Source organism: Galactobacillus timonensis (assembly GCF_900240265.1).
Taxonomy (GTDB): Bacteria; Bacillota_I; Bacilli_A; order Erysipelotrichales; family Erysipelotrichaceae; genus Bulleidia; species Bulleidia timonensis.
Genome location: NZ_LT964740.1, coordinates 1 through 18192 on the forward strand (window position 1 = coordinate 1; position 18192 = coordinate 18192).

19 protein-coding genes and 2 tRNA genes are annotated in these 18192 nt (G+C 50.2%); 1 reads left to right on the top strand and 20 read right to left on the bottom strand.

The window, feature by feature from the left end; genetic code table 11:
- The 14 genes from C1714_RS10450 to C1714_RS10515 all read right to left on the bottom strand — a co-directional run.
- On the bottom strand, positions 1 to 451 hold a 451-nt coding region (locus tag C1714_RS10450; RefSeq protein ID WP_135567932.1), incomplete at its 3' end, for a metallophosphoesterase family protein.
- 92 nt (positions 452 to 543) lie between these two features.
- Positions 544 to 963 carry a hypothetical protein gene (locus C1714_RS10455; RefSeq protein ID WP_102343214.1) on the bottom strand — a complete coding sequence of 140 codons (420 nt, stop codon included), beginning with the start codon at positions 961 to 963 and terminating at the stop codon, positions 544 to 546.
- Between the two features lie 279 nt (positions 964 to 1242).
- Positions 1243 to 1500 carry a transposase-like zinc-binding domain-containing protein gene (locus C1714_RS14705; RefSeq protein WP_425349064.1) on the bottom strand — a complete coding sequence of 86 codons (258 nt, stop codon included), beginning with the start codon at positions 1498 to 1500 and terminating at the stop codon, positions 1243 to 1245.
- 660 nt (positions 1501 to 2160) lie between these two features.
- Positions 2161 to 4365 (bottom strand): SF1B family DNA helicase RecD2, encoded by a 2205-nt coding sequence (gene recD2 / locus C1714_RS10465; protein WP_102343216.1) that lies wholly within the window; start codon positions 4363 to 4365, stop codon positions 2161 to 2163.
- Positions 4362 to 5501: a tRNA 2-thiouridine(34) synthase MnmA gene (gene mnmA / locus C1714_RS10470; protein WP_102343217.1), complete on the bottom strand. Its 1140-nt coding sequence runs from the start codon at positions 5499 to 5501 to the stop codon at positions 4362 to 4364. The genes recD2 and mnmA overlap by 4 nt, the downstream gene beginning before the upstream one ends.
- 35 nt (positions 5502 to 5536) lie before the next feature.
- Complete coding sequence (locus C1714_RS10475; protein ID WP_102343218.1) at positions 5537 to 5983, bottom strand: Spx/MgsR family RNA polymerase-binding regulatory protein; 447 nt, start codon at positions 5981 to 5983, stop codon at positions 5537 to 5539.
- Between the two features lie 79 nt (positions 5984 to 6062).
- The gene (gene mgtE / locus C1714_RS10480; RefSeq protein WP_102343219.1) at positions 6063 to 7424 is read right to left on the bottom strand and encodes a magnesium transporter; all 1362 of its coding nucleotides are present in this window, start codon (positions 7422 to 7424) and stop codon (positions 6063 to 6065) included.
- Between the two features lie 167 nt (positions 7425 to 7591).
- A complete protein-coding gene (locus C1714_RS10485) occupies positions 7592 to 8464 on the bottom strand; it encodes a YitT family protein (protein WP_102343220.1) in 873 nt (290 codons plus the stop codon).
- Positions 8461 to 8913, bottom strand: a complete 453-nt coding sequence (locus C1714_RS10490; RefSeq protein WP_102343221.1) for a competence protein ComK — start codon at positions 8911 to 8913, stop codon at positions 8461 to 8463. The genes C1714_RS10485 and C1714_RS10490 overlap by 4 nt, the downstream gene beginning before the upstream one ends.
- Positions 8879 to 9085, bottom strand: a complete 207-nt coding sequence (locus C1714_RS10495; protein ID WP_102343222.1) for a hypothetical protein — start codon at positions 9083 to 9085, stop codon at positions 8879 to 8881. Before C1714_RS10495 ends, C1714_RS10490 begins: the two co-directional genes overlap by 35 nt.
- A 35-nt stretch (positions 9086 to 9120) precedes the next feature.
- The gene (locus tag C1714_RS10500; RefSeq protein ID WP_167850023.1) at positions 9121 to 9834 is read right to left on the bottom strand and encodes a TIGR01906 family membrane protein; all 714 of its coding nucleotides are present in this window, start codon (positions 9832 to 9834) and stop codon (positions 9121 to 9123) included.
- A complete protein-coding gene (rdgB, locus tag C1714_RS10505) occupies positions 9815 to 10408 on the bottom strand; it encodes an RdgB/HAM1 family non-canonical purine NTP pyrophosphatase (protein ID WP_102343224.1) in 594 nt (197 codons plus the stop codon). Before rdgB ends, C1714_RS10500 begins: the two co-directional genes overlap by 20 nt.
- 2 nt (positions 10409 to 10410) lie before the next feature.
- Positions 10411 to 11394, bottom strand: coding sequence for an HD domain-containing protein (locus C1714_RS10510; protein WP_102343225.1), 984 nt, complete (start codon positions 11392 to 11394; stop codon positions 10411 to 10413).
- A gap of 90 nt (positions 11395 to 11484) precedes the next feature.
- A tRNA-Gln gene (locus tag C1714_RS10515) sits at positions 11485 to 11560 on the bottom strand.
- Between the two features lie 164 nt (positions 11561 to 11724).
- On the opposite strand from C1714_RS10515, the gene gltX reads away from it, so the two are divergent.
- The gene (gene gltX / locus C1714_RS10520; RefSeq protein ID WP_102343226.1) at positions 11725 to 13188 is read left to right on the top strand and encodes a glutamate--tRNA ligase; all 1464 of its coding nucleotides are present in this window, start codon (positions 11725 to 11727) and stop codon (positions 13186 to 13188) included.
- A gap of 78 nt (positions 13189 to 13266) precedes the next feature.
- On the opposite strand, the gene C1714_RS10525 is transcribed toward gltX, so the two are convergent.
- The 6 genes from C1714_RS10525 to infC form a co-directional block, all read right to left on the bottom strand.
- Positions 13267 to 14877: an ATP-binding cassette domain-containing protein gene (locus C1714_RS10525; RefSeq protein WP_167850024.1), complete on the bottom strand. Its 1611-nt coding sequence runs from the start codon at positions 14875 to 14877 to the stop codon at positions 13267 to 13269.
- A 273-nt stretch (positions 14878 to 15150) separates the two neighbouring features.
- Positions 15151 to 16371, bottom strand: a complete 1221-nt coding sequence (locus C1714_RS10530) for an IS110 family RNA-guided transposase (RefSeq protein ID WP_102342365.1) — start codon at positions 16369 to 16371, stop codon at positions 15151 to 15153.
- Positions 16372 to 16750: 379 nt separating this feature from the next.
- A tRNA-Glu gene (locus C1714_RS10540) sits at positions 16751 to 16828 on the bottom strand.
- 51 nt (positions 16829 to 16879) lie between these two features.
- On the bottom strand, positions 16880 to 17236 hold the full coding sequence (gene rplT, locus C1714_RS10545; RefSeq protein WP_102343228.1) for a 50S ribosomal protein L20: 357 nt from the start codon (positions 17234 to 17236) through the stop codon (positions 16880 to 16882).
- A 16-nt stretch (positions 17237 to 17252) separates the two neighbouring features.
- Positions 17253 to 17477 carry a 50S ribosomal protein L35 gene (rpmI, locus tag C1714_RS10550; RefSeq protein WP_102343229.1) on the bottom strand — a complete coding sequence of 75 codons (225 nt, stop codon included), beginning with the start codon at positions 17475 to 17477 and terminating at the stop codon, positions 17253 to 17255.
- 19 nt (positions 17478 to 17496) lie between these two features.
- Positions 17497 to 18036, bottom strand: coding sequence for a translation initiation factor IF-3 (gene infC, locus C1714_RS10555; RefSeq protein ID WP_102343230.1), 540 nt, complete (start codon positions 18034 to 18036; stop codon positions 17497 to 17499).
- Between the last annotated feature and the right edge of the window lie 156 nt (positions 18037 to 18192).

Here is an 18192-nt window from a genome sequence, read left to right on the forward strand (position 1 = left end):
AGCTGTGAATGTTTTCATCCTGCAGAAGAACGCTGATGGCTTCCGGAAAAAGATACGGCATCAGCCAGAATGTCACTGGTCCTGCACCATCAGGATTTTCAAATCGCACATGAACCATTTCTTTCTGCAATGTTCCGGCAATATGCACATTCTGTTTCGCCAGCATTTCATGTGCAAATGCCAGCCGCTGCCCGGAATCATGATTTCCCGCAATCATCATTACAACAATTTTCATCTCAGACAAACTGGTCAGCAGATGGTCAAGCAGTTCCACCGCTGCACCGGAAGGTGTGCTGCGGTCATACACATCTCCTGCAATAACCACAGCATCCGGTCTTTCTTTTCTGCACATGTCCAGGAACTTCTCAACCCAGTTTTTCTGATCATCAATCATAGAAAGTCCGTAAATGTTTTTTCCAAAATGCAGATCCGCAACGTGAATGAATTTCATACTAACAATCTCCTGTAAATTAACACATATCAATAGGATTGCTTATATTTTAAGAAAAAATCGACATTTGCACCAGGGTGGTGACTGCAGGCTTATTCAGCGGAGATTTTAGACATTGCACTTCTATATTTCACCACATGTGGTGAAACTATTGCCCGTCTTATAAAAAGATCAACCTTTTCATATCGATTGCGCTGCCCTGATAAAATAAACCAGATCAGGTTCATCCAGTCCTGGAGATTGTCACGGTCATATCCGCCATGTGCTCTCATGTACCGCTTGGCCAGTGAATGAAGATTGTTGATCGGATCCAGCGGATTGTCTTTATCAGAAAGTCCTTTTGTCTCACTGGAAGTATAAACCTCCTCTGTCAGATTCAGCCGCTCGATCAGGACTGCATGGGAATTGTCGCCATCATGGATTAGTTTGGATCCTGGTTTGATATGATTCCCGAGCGCATCCCATGTAGTCTTCCGGGATGGCTTTGATGTTCTCTCTATGACAAGATACATATGCCCATGGTTATCATAAGCTGCTGCTACACAGATCTTGTTCGTGAAATGCCCCTGAGTTTCTTGCCGTTCACAATCTCAGTCTCGTGCTTGATGACCGGAAAGAACATCTCATCAAAATAGATGTTTCCTTCCAGCATTACATCAGATTGGATTCCTTCAAGTACAGCAAATACCTTGATCATCCAGTATCTGCCTGTGCTTTCTGCATTTCTGTTATCCCGTGCAGCTGTGCTGATCGAGTGAAATTCGAACAGGTAAAGAAGATATTCTATCCACTCAGAAATCGGGATCTTCCGGTCCTGAAAGATTGTCCCTGTAAGAATGCTGAACTTGCTGCCGCAGAAAAAAACAGCGGTAACACTGTGTCCCATCTTTGTAAAATCCGTACTTGATTATGTGTCTGGCTCCGCAGACCGGACAATGATCTGCCGGAAGAGAATTGAGAAACTGAACCTCTGATTTCTTAACTGCAGGATGCTTGGAATCATACCATTCATGTACGGTTTCTGAAATCAGCTTCTGAGAACTGGAAATGCTGGGATTCTTATCCCATGAAAGTGTGCGCAGGGAGTGACCCCACGCATCTTGATCATCATGATTCATTTACTGGCGGTTTGGAGCTTCCAGGAGCCGATTGACGAAACCGCCAAGTCAGCGCCAATCGGTTCCTGGAAACTTCCTGTTGTCCCTTTCTCGGACAGGAAAATTATAGCCGATTTCCGGGTATTCGATCAGAATTTACCATCCTGCTGCAAATGACGATTTTTTCTGAAAAATATGAAGCCGCTAAGATAATCTACAAGGGGGAAAAGCGTATCAGGATAATGGAACAACCAATTATTCTGAACTGGTGATTACAGCGTGAAAATAACTCAAGATTGATTCTATTGCTATTTGCGTATCTTGACATGGCTCGGAATAATCAGTTCTTCAACAATAAAAAGGATAACCGGTGGGGCCGCCTCCGCCATGTCTAAGCATGGCCATCCCACATACGCGGTAGGCGCAGCGAATTTTCCTACTTTGGTAATCCTCACCCACACTATAGATATCTTTATTGGAGTCGTCAATTTTTTCGTCTCACTTATCAAAATAGCAAGATGATTCAACTAGTACAGACGGAAAACGGAGCTGCACAGGAATAATATTTCATTCCTATATCCGATCTTCACGGTTACTGATCTGGTAACTGTCCTAATTGAATTTGTTGATTACGAAGTAGTCTTCAATCCGCTGCTGCAGCGTCGTAAGACGCTCGTGGCCTTCTCCGGTTTCAATGCCATACTGGAACGCATCCAGTTCCCCTAAGAGAATCAAGGAACTCCTGGCCCGGGTCACTCCGGTGTACAGGAGTTTTTTCTGCAGCATCACCCGAAACTGCCACGATACCGGCATGATGACAATCGGATATTCATTGCCCTGACTCTTGTGAATCGAAATGCAGTAGGCAAGCGAAATGTTGGCAAATGTTTCCGGATCATACTCCACGATCGCACCATCATCGAACTGAACAACGATCCTGGGCAGATGATCCTCTGTCTCGCTACGGTCAAAGATCTCGGAAACGACGCCGATATCGCCGTTATACACATCATCATCGGGCTGGTTTTTCAGCTGCAGCACCTTGTCCCCTTCTCTGAAAACCGTATAGCCCGCCTTGATTTCCTTTCGAAAGAGAGATGGCGGATTGAACTCCTGCTGCAGCGCATTGTTTAACACATCAATGCCGGCATTTCCCGAATACATCGGTGAAAGCACCTGGATATCGGAAAGTGTATACCCGCGGCCGATCGCCTCTTCCACGATCTTCAGCACATTGGCCTTGATCGATGTCCTCTGGCAGGGATAAAAGCGTACCGCATCCTGCACCGTCGTAAAGTCGACACTGCCACTGTGAATCTGCCGCGCCAGTGAAATGACGCCGCTGCCTTCCTTCTGACGGTAGATCTGTTCCAGACGGATGAACGGAAGCTGCTTCGACGCAATCAGATCCCGCAGCACGCAGCCAGGAGACACACTGGGCAGCTGATCCTCATCGCCGATCACGCAGATGCGCTGCACATTGGGGCATGCCAGCAGAAGATGATAGAACAGCCACGTATCAACCATTGAAAACTCATCGACAATCAACAGATCCGCCAGCAACGGATCATCCTGGTTCTTGCCGAAGGTATTCGATTCCAGGTCCCATTTCAGCAGCGCATGGATCGTTTCCGAGCGCGTACCGGTCACTTCAGCCAGATGCTTGGCGGCCCGTCCGGTCGGCGCGGCACAGATGACAGTGCTGCCGGGATGAAGCTTCTGCTGCAGGGCGACCATCGCCCGCACAACCGTCGTCTTTCCCGTTCCGGGTCCCCCAGTCAGGATCAGAAAGGACTGATCAAACAATGCCTTGATCGCCTGAATCTGAATCGCGTCATAGGAAATGCCGAATTCCTGTTCAAGATCGCTAATCAGCGGATCAAGATCCGGTTGTTCCTTTTCATCATGAAGCTGATGGGTTTGTTTGTACAGAAACGAAGCGATAAACTGTTCCGCATCATACTGCGTAACGGGATAGATGCGGTCTTCTTCCTGAACAAGGCTGCGCTTTTCCAAAGCCTCCTCGAGCATAGCGTCAAAGTTTCCTTCAACCCCTGCCGTTTCCTTTTCATAACGCTCCTGAAGACGCTGACGCAGAACATAGCTGTCGCCCCCAGCAACACAGAGATTCATGGCAAGCGCCACAAGCAACGCATAAAGCCGCCTTGGATCATCCGAAGAAAAGCCCAGAGCCATGGCAATCTTGTCCGCTGTCGCAAAGCCGAAGCCGTCGACTTCATCAATGACGCGGTAGGGATTTTCCTGAATCTTGTCGAGTGCCTCTTTACCATACGCATGCGAAAGACGGATCATGTTGCGGGTACCGATGCCATGGATGTTGAGAAACTGAACCAGTTCCCCCATGCCGTCTTCTTCTTTGGCAAGTCCCTGTTCGATGACCTTGATCTTGTCGGGACTGAGACCTTTGACCGATTTGAGAACAGAACTGTCCGCCCGGATCCTGGCGAGGCAGTCCTCCCCCAATGTATCGACGATGCGCTGGGCGGTTTTCGTACCGATGCCTTCAAACTGAACACCGGAAAGGTAGCGGATGATGCCTTCCCTCTGGGTCGGCAGCGGCCGCTCCATGGAATGGATTTCAAACTGCATGCCGTAGCGGGGATGTTCCACATATACGCCGAAAAAGCGATAGATCACATCCTTCTCTACCTGGGGAAGAATGCCGCGCATCGTAATGGTCTTTTCGCGGGCATCGTTGATACGTACCTTCAAAACGGTATACATCGTCTCTTCGTTGCGAAAGACGATATAGATCACTTTACCTGTCAGTTCTACCAGTTCCGGTGTTTCGCTCATGCCTTCTCCCGTATTTTCTGCATCAGATCCATGCCGTTCTGTTCGACGGTTTCGATGACACCGCCGCCGAGCATCTCATCGCCAAGATAGAACACGGCTTCCTGCCCCGGTGTCACGGAGCGAATGCCCTGCGGATAGGTCAGTGTAACAGTACTGTCAGAGGTACGGCTGAGATGGACGGGACAGTCCGGCTGCCGGTAGCGGAACTTGGCCATGCAGTCAAGCTCATCGGGAAAATCCGCAAGAACATTGACCTGTTCCACCCGGCAGGCATCGCTGATCAGCCATTCTGGATGGTCGCTGTCCGTGACATACAGTTCATTTTTGTAAATATCCTTGCCGACGCAGAAATACGGTCCCGTGCCGCCGATATCGAGTCCCTTGCGCTGACCGATCGTGTAATACAGAACACCCTGATGTTCGCCAAGCACACTGCCGTCGACGACGGAGATGATCTTCCCCGGCTTCATGGGCAGATAATTGCTCAGAAATTCGCGGAACCTGCGCTCACCGATAAAGCAGATGCCGGTGCTGTCCTTCTTGTGGGCAATGGAAAGATTGAGTTCCTCGGCGATCCGGCGTACTTCGGGCTTATCAATCGTGCCGAGAGGAAAGAGGATATGATCCAGACGCGGCCGTTTCACCTGACACAGAAAATAGGACTGATCCTTGTTGCGGTCATCGGCTTTGAGAATCGCTGATTTTGAGCTGAATGTGTCCGTTCCCATCTTGGCATAATGTCCCGTCGCAACCGTATCAAAGCCATGGCTGTTGGCAAAGTCGAAGAAGGAGTCAAACTTGATGTAGCGGTTGCAGAGGATATCCGGGTTGGGGGTTCTGCCCTTTTCGTACTCCTTCAGGAAGGTGGTAAAGACATCATTCCAGTATTCCTGAATAAAGTCGACTCTCAGCAGCGGAAGATTCAGCCGTTTTGCGACTGATTCGGCATCCGCCCAGTCGACTTCCTGGCTGCAGACGGGATTGGCAAGATCCGGGTTGCCGTTGATGTCGTCATTGGTCAGAGAATCCCAGTTGCGCATGAAGGCGCAGGTGACATCGTATCCCTGCTGTTTTAACAGATAGGCGGCGATCGCCGAATCAACGCCGCCGGACAGTCCTACAAGTACTTTCTTCATACCCCACCTCATTAAAAACAGGCATGAGCCATTGCTCACGCCCGCTGTGCATCATTGCAGCTGCGCACCTTGCCGCAGGCACCGAAATTCGGGCAGTCGCCGGTGCAGCCGGCTTCGGCAATCCGCCGCAGTTCCTGCGGAACAAAGACGCCGATCTCATCCGCATCGTAGCCGACCTGGAAATTGGTCTCGTTGAGGATAATCGGCCGCTTGAGGACGCTCGGATTCTGCTTGATGAACTGGATCAGCTGGTCCGTTGTCATCGCATCGATATCGATGTGCTGTTCCTGGATGATCTTGGAGCGCTTGGAGATGATATCATCCGTACCATTTTCGCTGCGCATCAGCAGATGCTTGATTTCATCATCATTCAGAAGAACCTTGAAGATATTCTTTTCAATAAACGGGAGATTGCGGTCTTTCAGCCACTGTTTCACTTTGCGGCAGGAGGCGCATCCCGGGGATGTGTAAACGACGATCATAAAACCTCCATTTGATTCTGAGATTATAGCATACGAAGTTGAAAACAAATATCAACAAGGAGAAATGTATCTCTCCCCGTCAGTGCAGATGCAGCATCTGGGTCGCAATCGTAAAGTAGATGATCAGGGAAAGAGCATCGATGATCGTTGTCAGCAGCGGCGAAGCGACGACCGCCGGATCCAGGTGCATCTTGTTGACAACCTGCACAAGAATCGATGCGATCAGTTTCGAGAAGAAGACGGCACAGATAATCGTCAGACTGACGGTGGCGGCCACATTGACCGGCTGTCCATCGAGGAAGCGGCATTTGACATACATCGCCGCCGCCAGCGTTCCTCCGCAGAGGACGCCGACCCGCATCTCTTTCCAGATGACCTTGAAGAAGTCGGAGAAATGAATCTGATCAAGCGAGAGGCCGCGCACAACTTCAACCGACGCCTGGGAGCCGGCATTTCCGCCCGTATCCATTAACATCGGGATATAGGAGCTCAGCACAATATAGCGGCTCAGGGCATCTTCAAAGCCCGTAATGATCCGTCCCGTAAAGGTTCCCGAAATCATCAGAAGCAGCAGCCACGGAAAACGCTTCTTCCAGGTCTCAACGACTGTCGTCTTAAGATACGGCTTGTCGTTCGGGATGATGGCGTTCATCTTATCGATATCTTCTGTCGCTTCCTGTTCCATGATGTCCATGACATCGTCGACTGTAATGATGCCGACCATGCGGTTTTCCTTGTCAACGACCGGCATGGAAGTCATGTCGTACTTCCCAAACAGCTGGGCAACCTTCTCCTGGTCTGTCGACGTGGTGACAGAGACGACATCTTCGTCCATGATGTCCGACACCATCTCCTCCGGCTTGGCAAGAATCAGGGTGCGCAGAGACACCGTTCCCAGCAGCAGTCGCTTGTCATTGAGTATGTAGCAGGTGTTGGCTGTTTCCGAGTCCATGCCGATGGAGCGGATGCGGTCAATGGCCTGGGTGACGTTCATGCTTGAGCGCAGATCGACGAATTCGACCGTCATCAAAGAGCCGGCGGAATCGTCGGGGTACTGAAGAAGATGATTGACGTCCTTGCGGGTATCGGGCGAGGCATTTGCCAGCAGCCGCTTTACGACATTGGCCGGCATTTCTTCCAGAAGGTCGGCCGCATCGTCGGCATACAGGTTATCGATGATGACGCCGGCCTCTTTTTCGGACAGTGAAGTGATGATGAACATCTGGCTGTCATCTTCGAGAAGTGCGAAGACATCAGCCGCAAGTTCCTTGGGAAACAGGCGGAACATCTTAAGCATGTCCTCGTCTTCCATCGCTTCCATGATGGAGGCGAGATGTGCCTCGTTCATATCCGCCGCTTTTCCGCGCAGTGCGGTGTACTGCTTGTTTTTCAGAAGGTTGCGAAAAGATTCCAGCTCCTTCTGCTGATTGATTTCTTCCATGGATCGAGGGTCCTTTCTGTGATTTTCATGGTTTCAATGCATAAGGGAACTGTACTTTGGCCGCTTTCGCTCATGAAAATCACCCCCTCTCCCCGGATCATTCTCCATTTATTTTCGTTACAGACGCAGGATGAGTCAATAGAAAAAAAGCGCTGGAGAGATCGTTTTCACTCCAGCGGTTTCTGATAGTAATTGCCGTAAATCTTTTCGACTTCGTTGATCGTAATAAAGGCATGCGGATCGGTGGCGCGGACAATTTCAATCACATCCTTGAGCTGATAGGTATTGACCGTGATCAGCAGCAGCCAGTGGTTCTTGTCCGTAAAACCCCCTTCGCAGGGCACCTTCGTAATGCCATGGCGGCAGGTATGGAAGACGGCGGAACATACTTCATCCGGCATATTGGTAACGACATCGATGCGCGACGACTTGTAGCGCTGATGCATCGCATTGACGACCTGCGTCGATACAAACTGGAAGATGATGGAGTAAAGCGCCTGATTCCATCCGAACAGGAGACCGGCAATGATCAGCACCACCGCATTGCCGGCAAGAATGTAGTTCCAGGTCGGCGTATTGAAGCGGATCGAAAGATAGATGGCGATGAAGTCGGTGCCGCCGGAGCTTGCGTTGTTGCGCAGCGTGATGCCGATGGCAAAGCCGTTGATGATACCGCCGAATACCGCCATCAGCAGCAGATCGCTGGTGATTTCCGTCCGGGGCAGAACAGCCGTAAACAGGGATGTCAGTGTATAGAACAGGATCGAGAGTAAAATGAAGCGATGACCGATCCGCTTCCAGACAAACAGCGTCGTAATTCCGTTCAGAATAAAGTACAGAACAGAGAAGGAAACCGGAAACGGCGTATAGGTGCGCAGAACTTCGGAAATCAGCCGTGAAAGACCGGCATAGCCGCCCGGAAAGAGATTGGCCGAGCTTACAAAGACATTGAAGCCGATGGAATAAATCAGGGCCCCTACAGCGACGGCCAGAATCTGATACCACAGACTATCATGCAGTTTTTGTTTGACGATTGTCATTCGAATGCCTCATGCAGTAATGAAAGATATTTCTGACAGCGTTTCAGCTGTCTTCCGACGGCTCTTGCGGACACATTGACCGTAACCTTCTGACCGCCATCCAGAAGGATTTCCGTGCCCTGCGCAGATTCTCGACCGATGCTCAGGACCGTGTTATAGCAGAGCCAGTAGTCGCCAAGCCGGACAAAAATACGGCCGCTGGTTTCGGAAATCAGCACGGGTGGCTTTTCGATCCGCCGGCCAAGATAATATCGTGCCGCATCCTGTCGGCCAGAGAGTGAGCTGCCGAATTTCAGGCACCAGCCACTGATCAACGCAAGCGCAGTCTCATCTGCTGGAATGCGTCTTCCGTCGTCTTTAAGAAGCGTGCAGCCCTGCGGTTTTGGTTCGATGGCAAGGATATGAAAGGGATCCTCATTCGTCATAGTCGGGGCTGCCGGGATTTTCATCGTCCTCCATGTCGCTCTCCATGCTTTCGTAGAGGCGGTAATAGCGGGCTTCTCTCCGCTTCTGTTCCTTTTCACGATGCCGCACGGACACCACAAAGAGGATGTAAATAAAATAAACTGCAATCGCTGCGGTAACCGCAAGCGCTAAAAAGTCACCAACTGTTTCTATCATCCGTCCTCGATTATACAGAAGCCTGTGGCGCTTGTCTAATTGCCCCGCGGTCTGGATCGGGCAGCGTTGTGCACAAGCAGGCGGCGCAGAATCAGCTCCGCCGCGATCTGCAGCAGAAACCATACGACCAGGGAAAGAACAATGACCTGAAACCAGTATCCTTCCGGGAACATATTGATCATAATCGAGATATTCGGATCCATGAGCCAATAGGTATTATTCGGGAAAAGAACAGTATGGATCCTATACCAGAAGGCATCAAAATCCACCAGGGCAAACAGGATGACAGCTATCAGAATACAGCCGTCGCTCAGGGCGCCGCGATGAAAGCCGGATAGCACCATAGATGTGCGATAGCCGTGTGCTGTGCGTACAAAGGCAGACCCCAGCAGAACAACGCCCGCCAGCAGAAAGGCAAAGAAAACGGCAGTGGAGCGCTGAAAGAGGACCTTTACATCGGCCATGTGAAGTTCTTCGCTCGGAAGATAGACTTCCTGTGTGTAGCCGTTGACTGCTTCGTAGACGGTGATGTCGTCGCGCTGGCCGCTCACATAATCGAGCAGTACTTCATAGGCCTCCACTCCGCTGTCAGTGCTCATTCCGGTATCTGCACTGAGATCGTGAGCTTCATAATAATGCCGGTACAGTGGGCTGCTGAAGAAGAAGGCAATGAGCAGCGCCGCAAGAGCCGCGGCGATTAACAGGCAGGTGCCGATCGTGGCCGAAATCTTAGCGCTCTTTGGAATCAAGATAGGCCTCCAGCTTGCGAAGTGCCTTGCCACGGTGCGAGATGGAGTTCTTTTCTTCCTTGGTCATCTCGGCCATCGTCTTATGCAGCGGCGGATAATAGACGATCGGATCGTAGCCGAAGCCGTTGCTGCCTTTGGGTTCCTGGGCAATCTCTGCCTCGACGATGTCTTCGAAGACGATCGGTTCCTTGCCAGGCTGTGTCCAGGCGATGGCGCATGTGTAGTGGCAGCCACGGTTGGTGACACCCTTCATCTTTTCGAGAACGATGCGGTTCTTTTCGGAATACGGTGTATCGTGACCGAGCCAGCGGGCGCTGTAAACGCCGGGCTTTCCGTCAAAGGCATCGATCGAAAGTCCGGAGTCATCCGCCAGGGCGGCGATATGGAACTGATCCGTTACAGCCTGAGCCTTGATAATGGCATTGTCATGGAAGGTGGTGCCGGTTTCTTCGGGTTCCCTGTACCCGTCGAGGTCCTTGATGGTGCGTATGGTATAGCCGTACGGTTCGAGCATCTCTTTAAATTCGCGGATTTTGCCGGCGTTGCCGCTGGCGATGACGATTTCTTTATTCATCCCTATTCTCCTTTGATGTAATAATCGCAGGTTTCGCTCAGATATTCCTGGAGACGTGCCTCATAGGCCGGCTCGAGTTCACGGATCCTGCCCTGCCCCTGCACCATCGGATCAATGTAACGGTGCTTGGCATTGATCTTATAATAGCCTTCCTGCGGCTGTCGTGCGCGAAGGATCCGGCTTAGACCTGTGAAATGATACCACGCGGAACGCAGCGGGCTGTCGATGATCCGCCGGATCGCTTCCTCTTCATTAAGGCTGTAGAAATCATCTTCGCTGAGAATCTCATTCCGGATCGCCGCCTTCAGCAGGCGGGCTAGATACTCCATCGCATAGCGGTCCGCATCCGATGTATAAACATGCGAACACTGCAGTGAAAGATAGGCAAAGGCAGCTGCCCTGTCCCGATGGCGAAAAACAAGTTCATCCTGAGTGTCATTGACGATGAGATCATCAAGGAAGCTGCGAACCGTATCAAAACCGGCAAATCCATAGTTCAGGATATTGCCGAGCGTATACTCGAGGCGGTCGCAGCTCAGACGCGGTGATGGATTGTCGGCGAGAGGATAGCGGTGATAGTCCGCCACATCTTCCGTTGAAAGACCGGAACGGCCGAGAATGATCTGCACATCCGGATCCTGCTGAATCATGGCAGCCGTTCTTTCTTCCGTACTTTCCTGAACCATATAATCGCCATGCAGAAAGTCAACGGAATGGGAAAAGACAGGCGTCGCACAATCATGAAAGAGACAGGCAGTGACAGCTGCCGGTGAAAGCCCGAAGTGCAGCGCCAGCCGGGCACAGGAAAGGCTGTGCTCTCCCCGCGAATACCAAGAAAGATCCGCAAACAGAGGAAAGGAAGTATAGTTGACGCCGCAGTTCATATCGATGCCGCAGATCCGCCGCAATAACGGTGTCTGATACAGATCCCAAAGATAAGCGGGAAGCGGCTCAGCATAAAGCCGGTTCTGGGTTTCAATGTCCATAGAGAAAGTATACTTCCGAAATCCCGGTATTCCCGTTCAACATCAAAAAACCACCCGCCGTATTTCCGGTGAGTGGCTGTCGATTCAACATGGCTGGGATAGAGAGATTCGAACTCCCGAAATGACTGGTTCAGAGCCAGTTGCCTTACCGCTTGGCTATATCCCAATGCGCAGATATTATTCTACCGCAACGTTTTTCTTTTGCAAGCGTATTTTATCTGATTCCGCGACAATTCGTGCCGGATTTTGCTTGAATCACAATACGGGAGCGTTCCGTTTCTTTTCCCTTTGCGGTAAAATTAGGGCCGTAAATCAAAGGAGTTTTTTAGTATGGCTATTCGAACACGCTTTGCCCCGAGTCCTACGGGGTATATGCATATCGGCAATCTGCGGACGGCTCTGTGGGCTTATCTGATTGCCAAGAAGGACCCGGAAGGAAAATTCATTCTGCGAATTGAGGATACGGACCAGAACCGCCTTGTCGAAGGTGCGACGGACATCATCTATCAGACACTTGCACAGTGCGACCTGAAACATGATGAGGGCCCGGATGTAGGCGGCCCCTATGGCCCCTATGTGCAGTCGGAGCGGGTCAAGAGCGGCATCTATATGAAGTATGCCAGGGAGCTGATCCGCATGGGTGGTGCCCACTACTGCTTCTGTGATGAGGATATGATCAATGCGCAGCGCGAAGTTCAGGAAGCCCGCGGCGAAAGCTTCAAGTACGATGATCCGTGCAAGAAGCTGACGATTGAGGAGGCTGAAGCACGCATTGCCAATGGCGAGAAGTTTGTCATTCGTCAGACGATTCCGGAAACCGGTACAACGTCGTTTGATGATGAAGTATTCGGTCACATCACTGTCGACAATGAGACGCTGGATGAACAGATCCTGATCAAGAGTGATGGTTTCCCTACCTACAACTTTGCCAATGTCATTGATGACCATTTCATGGACATTACCGATGTTGTCCGCGGCATGGAGTATCTCTCCTCGACGCCGAAGTATACGCTGATGTACAACGCCTTCGGATGGAAGGAGCCGCGCTACATCCACTGCCCGCCGGTCATGAAGGATGAGCACAACAAGCTGAGCAAGCGCAATGGCGATGCGTCATTCCAGGATCTGGTTGCCAAGGGCTATCTGCCTCAGGCGATTCTCAATTACATTGCAATGCTCGGCTGGTCGCCGGAAGACAACAAGGAAATCTTTACGCTTGATGAACTTGTGCAGGCCTTCAATGTGAAGCACATCGGCCAGTCCGGTGCGATCTTTGATCCGATGAAGCTCAAGAGCATCAACGGTATCTGGCTGCGCAATATGGATCTGGATTCGTATTACGAACTTGTGAAGCCTTATATTGATCAGGCCGTTAAGGGTGACTTCGATAAGAAGGCCATTGCAAAGGTTGTTCAGCAGCGTGCCGATACGCTTGTTGAAATTCCGGAAATGCTCGACTTCTTCGACACCTTCCCTGCCTATGATTCTTCTCTCTATGTAAACAAGAAGATGAAGACTGATGAGGCCATTGCCCTGGAATCCCTGAAGGCAGGGCGCGATGTTCTGGCAGGCTGCGATGACTGGTCTGAGGAACATCTTCATTCTGTACTGATGGAACTTCCTGCAAAGCTGGGGCGCAAGAACGGACAGGTTCTCTTCCCTCTTCGCCTGGCGATTACGGGCAAGCAGTTCACTCCGGGCGGAGCGATTGAGATTGCCGCAATTCTTGGCAAGGATGAGACGCTGCGTCGTCTGGATCTCTCCATTGCACAGCTTGAAAATAAAGCAGCGTAAAGAAACTCCGCAGCTGTATCCACAAAATGAAATCTCAGGATAGCGCAAAGTCTAATTCGCCTCCTGAGATTTTTTAAATCATCCGCTGACTCTGACCAGAGTTCCGTCTTTGATCTTCAATACCGTGTCATACGCCCTTCTGTCTTCTTCGCTGATCTTATGAGAGACCGAAATGACGATATCGCACTGAATGCTGGCAATTATCTGTTCCACGATCCGGGTATTCACCGGATCCAGGGAAGCCGATATTTCATCGAGCAGATAAACTTTTTTTTCGCGGTACAATCCTCTGGCCAGCGATATTCTTTGTTTTTCGCCGCCGGAAAGCGTAGCTTTGAGCCTGCCGGTTTCTGTATCCTTTTCCATCAGATAAGTAATGTGCAGCTGATCCGTAATCCGGGCCAGCTTTTCTTCTTCCGTCTTTGCATAGAAACAGATGTTTTCCTTCGCCGAGGCATCAAAGATATACGGCGTCTGCTCAATGTACTGAACATAGCGGGAAACAACATCCCGGTTCAGGGTGCGGATGTCAGTATCATTGATCAGGACACGTCCCGTATATCTGTCTTCGGCCATCGAAAGAATCCTCAGCAGCGTCGTTTTCCCGCTTCCGGAAGCACCTTCCAGTAAATACCGGTTCCCGGCTGTAAATTCATAATTCACATTGTCCAAGATGCAGTCGCTGCCGATGGTGAATGTCACGTTTTCCAGCCGGATGGAGTGGATCTTTTCAAAGCCCGGATCCATAGCGTCCGGCTCCGTTTCTTCGGCCAGATAGCGCTTCTGCAGCTTGTGCAGCACGGCTCTGGCGCCAAGGAGTCTGGAAATGTAATCCGAAATCTGATGAAGCGGAGTCGCCAGCGTATTGGTTAACTGGACAATAGCAACCATGTTCCCGTAGGAGATGGCATGAATCATAACCAGGTACGAGCCGAAGATGAAGCCCGCTGTCCCAAGCAGCGTAACTAACAGGTGCATCACTTCTTCCAGGCGGCTGCTGACAGTTTCAAAGCTCTCATTTTCCTGACAAAGATCCGCAGACAGATCCGTTGCCTTCTGAAGCATCGCTCCGGCTGCGCCATAACTTTTAGCCACATCAAAGCCGGAAAAATGATCTTCCAACGTGTTCATGAATTCCGCATTCTTTGCGGTAATATCCATCTGTTTTTTCTCGATGACCTTTTTCATCAGCGCCGGAAGAACCAGCACAAGAATGACAATGCCATAAATCACGAGAGTGACCGCCACATTCAGGCGGAACAATAAAATGGATGAAAGAACGATAGACACCAGACTGGAAAGAATGGAAGGAAGAATATCGCACAGGTTCTGTTTCACGGTCTGCAGATCATTGGTCAGAATGGAGATTTCTTCGGCCGGCTTCGGGATCCCCTTTCTTGCATAGTCATAGGCAAGAAACTGATCACGCATATATTGAACGGTACGGTTGGAATACCGGCTCAGCAGCCTCTTATAGAAATACGAAAGCAGCCTGACCGCCGCCACATAAAGAACGGACATCAGCGCAAATTTCAGATACACCTCACGATCATTAGCAGCGATACTGTCGACAAGACGCGACATCATCATCGCAAAATAAACCCAGAGAACCGTGGAAGCGACGCTGAAAAGCGAAGAAAGAAGCAGCTGCCATTTATATTTGAAAAGCCATTTTTGCGTGGTTTCCATACGTGTTTCCTGTTGATCCATACTGAGATAATGATGCGCCTTACACATCCATCTCTATGCTTTGTATGTATTGTACAGGATTTGCCGAAAAATATTATCACTGTCCGAACGAAAGACGGACCAAGACAGATAGAAACAAAAATTTGATAACTTAAATCAAGCCTTTTTTGGAGATTTCTTCGATAAATTCATAAGCTTCAGAATTTTTCTGATCGGGCACCACGAAAAGAGGAGACAGGCTCCCCGGTTTTGAAAATTTGTTCTATAATCTGCTCAGGAACGGAAAGTTGAGCCGTTCTTCATAAGCGAATAAATTACTACCAATAGTTTATCCGCCGCAGCGATATTGGCAGCTTTGGGCTTTAATGGAGATGCAGCCTGCTGCCTTTTCTTTTGGTTGAACTGATAAATAGAATCTCCCTTTTTCAGTCTGTAGTTGCACGTGACTGCCAGATAAAGAAGACACCTCAGATGTCTGTTCCCTTTCTTGGATATAGCCAGGTGGGTTCCATCCTTCTCACCTGACTGATTGATCTTCGGATTCAGTCCTGCATATGCTACGATGCCCCGTGCATTTCTGAAACGTGTGACATCGCCGATTTCCGCGATGATCCGTGCCGCGATGTTCCTGCCAATTCCAGGAATACTGAGCAGAATCGCAAAGGAAGGAAGCTTACTGGCATCTTCGATCAGTTCCTCAAGGTATGTATTGCAGAGCTCCATCTGCTCCATGAGTTCATTGATCATCTGAGGAAACTGCTGTACTTCCACACTGTCCGCATCCACGCCGGAATAACATTCCTCTGCACACTGATACATCTTGTGAACGATATTTTCAGTGAAGCCTTTCTTATGACCTGCGGGCTTCCGGATCGCTTTCACAATGGTTTCCTCCCTGTGCCTGAGAAGTAATGATGGATGCGGATATTTCTTCAGCACCTCCATCGGAACCGAATCGTAAAGGCTTGCATGCCCTTTGAAGCACTTATCCATGCGCGGATAGATCACATCCAGCATTGCCCGGAACGTGCATTTCCGCTGACGCAGGATCTTCAATTCGCTCTCATACATGCGATTCTTTGCCCGCAGACGTGCATATGTATCCGATTCATTCTGGTGGCACTGGAGATGTTCTTCCTGGTAATACACTTTGGCGATATGGGCACAATCCGCATTGTCTGTCTTATTGCCATGAAGGTTCGTCTTCCGATAAGCTGCAGACAGCAGTGGCGGAACGACAATGTAAGGATTTCCTATATCATCAAGATACTTCTGGAGACAGCGATGGTAGACGCCGGTCGCCTCGAATACTACCGGGACTGTATCAGCTTCGCTCTTCTCCTTCACCATCTCAATGGTTTCAGACAATGCTTCAAAGCCATCTTTCGTATCGTTCAGCACTTTCGGCTTCCGCAGGGAATGGCCTGCTGTCAGCCACGGCTGATAGTGGCAGTTGCCTTTTGAGACATCTACCGTGATAATTGGTCCGTCCATAAAAGAGCCTCCTCTGGCATAAATGTCTGCGGTAAAGCTTCCCTGAACCTTTGCGATAGCTGATTTTTCTGGATTAGATACGGCATGCCTGAATACTTCCGGCTGCACATTTTGATTAAGCTGGCTATATCACAAAAGGGAAGCAGGACGTTTTTTGTTACTGGCTTATCGTTCGATAGCTTAAAAAAAGCGGCGTCCTTACTTTTACCCAGACCTTTCCGGTATATGCCTATACGCAGGAAAGGCCAGGAATACATCCAGGTAATCCTGACCTTACCATTGTAGATTCATATGCTCATGACAGCTCAATCAGGACTGGATTCTTCCTGATTTCATAATAGAAAGAAAAAGCAGGCCTTTCGGCCTGCGGAATGTGCAATGGTGACGAGTACGGGATTCGGACCCGTGAAATGCTGCCTTGAGAGGGCAGTGTGTTAAGCCGCTTCACCAACTCGCCAGTCAGAACGTGTTCTTATCGAACGCGTTCTTAATAATACCCGATATTTAATTAAGCCGCAAGTGCTTTTTTAGCAGTCTCGGCAAGATCAGCGAATCCCTTTTCATCATGGATTGCCATCTCGGAGAGCATCTTACGGTTGATGTTAACGCCGGCCAGCTTCAGACCGTGCATCATCTGCGAATAGCTCAGTCCGTTGAGACGGGCACCCGCATTGATACGAGCGATCCAGAGGCGGCGCATATCGCGCTTGGTCTGCTTGCGTCCGATGTAGGAATACTTCATCGAATGCATGACCTGCTCATTGGCGGTTCTGTAGAGCAGATGCTTGCTGCCGAAATAGCCCTTGGCGAGCTTTAATACCTTCTTACGACGATTGCGCGTCGGTGTCGATCCTTTTACTCTCATCTTGTGCCTCCTCTAATTAACCCTGCAGCAGCTGGGAATCACGCTTTGCATCGGTCGCGTTGAGGAGCGTTGCCTTGCCGAGGTGCTTCTTCTGCTTGTGCGACTTGTTTGCCGCAAAATGCGAAACATAGTTGTGATGAACAGCAACCTTGCCGGAACCCGTAACCTTGGTACGCTTGGCATAGGTCTTCTTTGTCTTCATCTTGATCTTGTTCTTGGGCTTTCTTGCTTTTGCCTTCATAGTTGATTCCTCCTGTTCCTTACTTTCCTTTCTTCGGCGACAGCACGACAGACATCGTGTTGCCCTCCATGGCAGGCTTCTTGTCCACCTGCGCAATATCAGACATCTTGTCAATGAACTCGTTCATGACGCTTTCACCGACTTCCTTGCGGGTAATCATACGTCCGCGGAATTTCATGTCGATACGAACCTTCTGGCCGTCCTCGATCCATTCCCGCGCATGGCGGAGCTTCGTCTCGAAATCGCCGACATCAACGACCGGCGACAGACGCAGGGGTTTCACCTCCGTCACATGCTGATTGCGCTTGGCTTCCCTTGCCTTCTTCTGCTCGTTGAAATGGTACTTGCCATAATCCAGAATCTTGCATACGGGCGGCTGAGCATTCGGAGCGACGCAGAACAGATCCAGTCCCTCGTCGGCAGCCTTGTCCAGCGCCGCGCGGCGGCTCATGACGCCAAGTCTGTTTCCATCGGAGTCAATGACCATGACTTCGCGGAAGTGAATGTTCTCGTTGACCAGTTCTTCCGGGACATTCCGTTTCGGTTTGATATACCTCAAGTAAGACCTCCTGACTGTAAATAAAAGCAGGCACAGAATTCACCGCACCTGCTCATAAAAGATCATATTCACTGATCAATCGGCTGGCTGCCCAGGTCCCTGAGGTCCTCGGGTGAGAAGCGGTGGCTTCTGCTTTCCGTTTTCGTTACGCCAAAT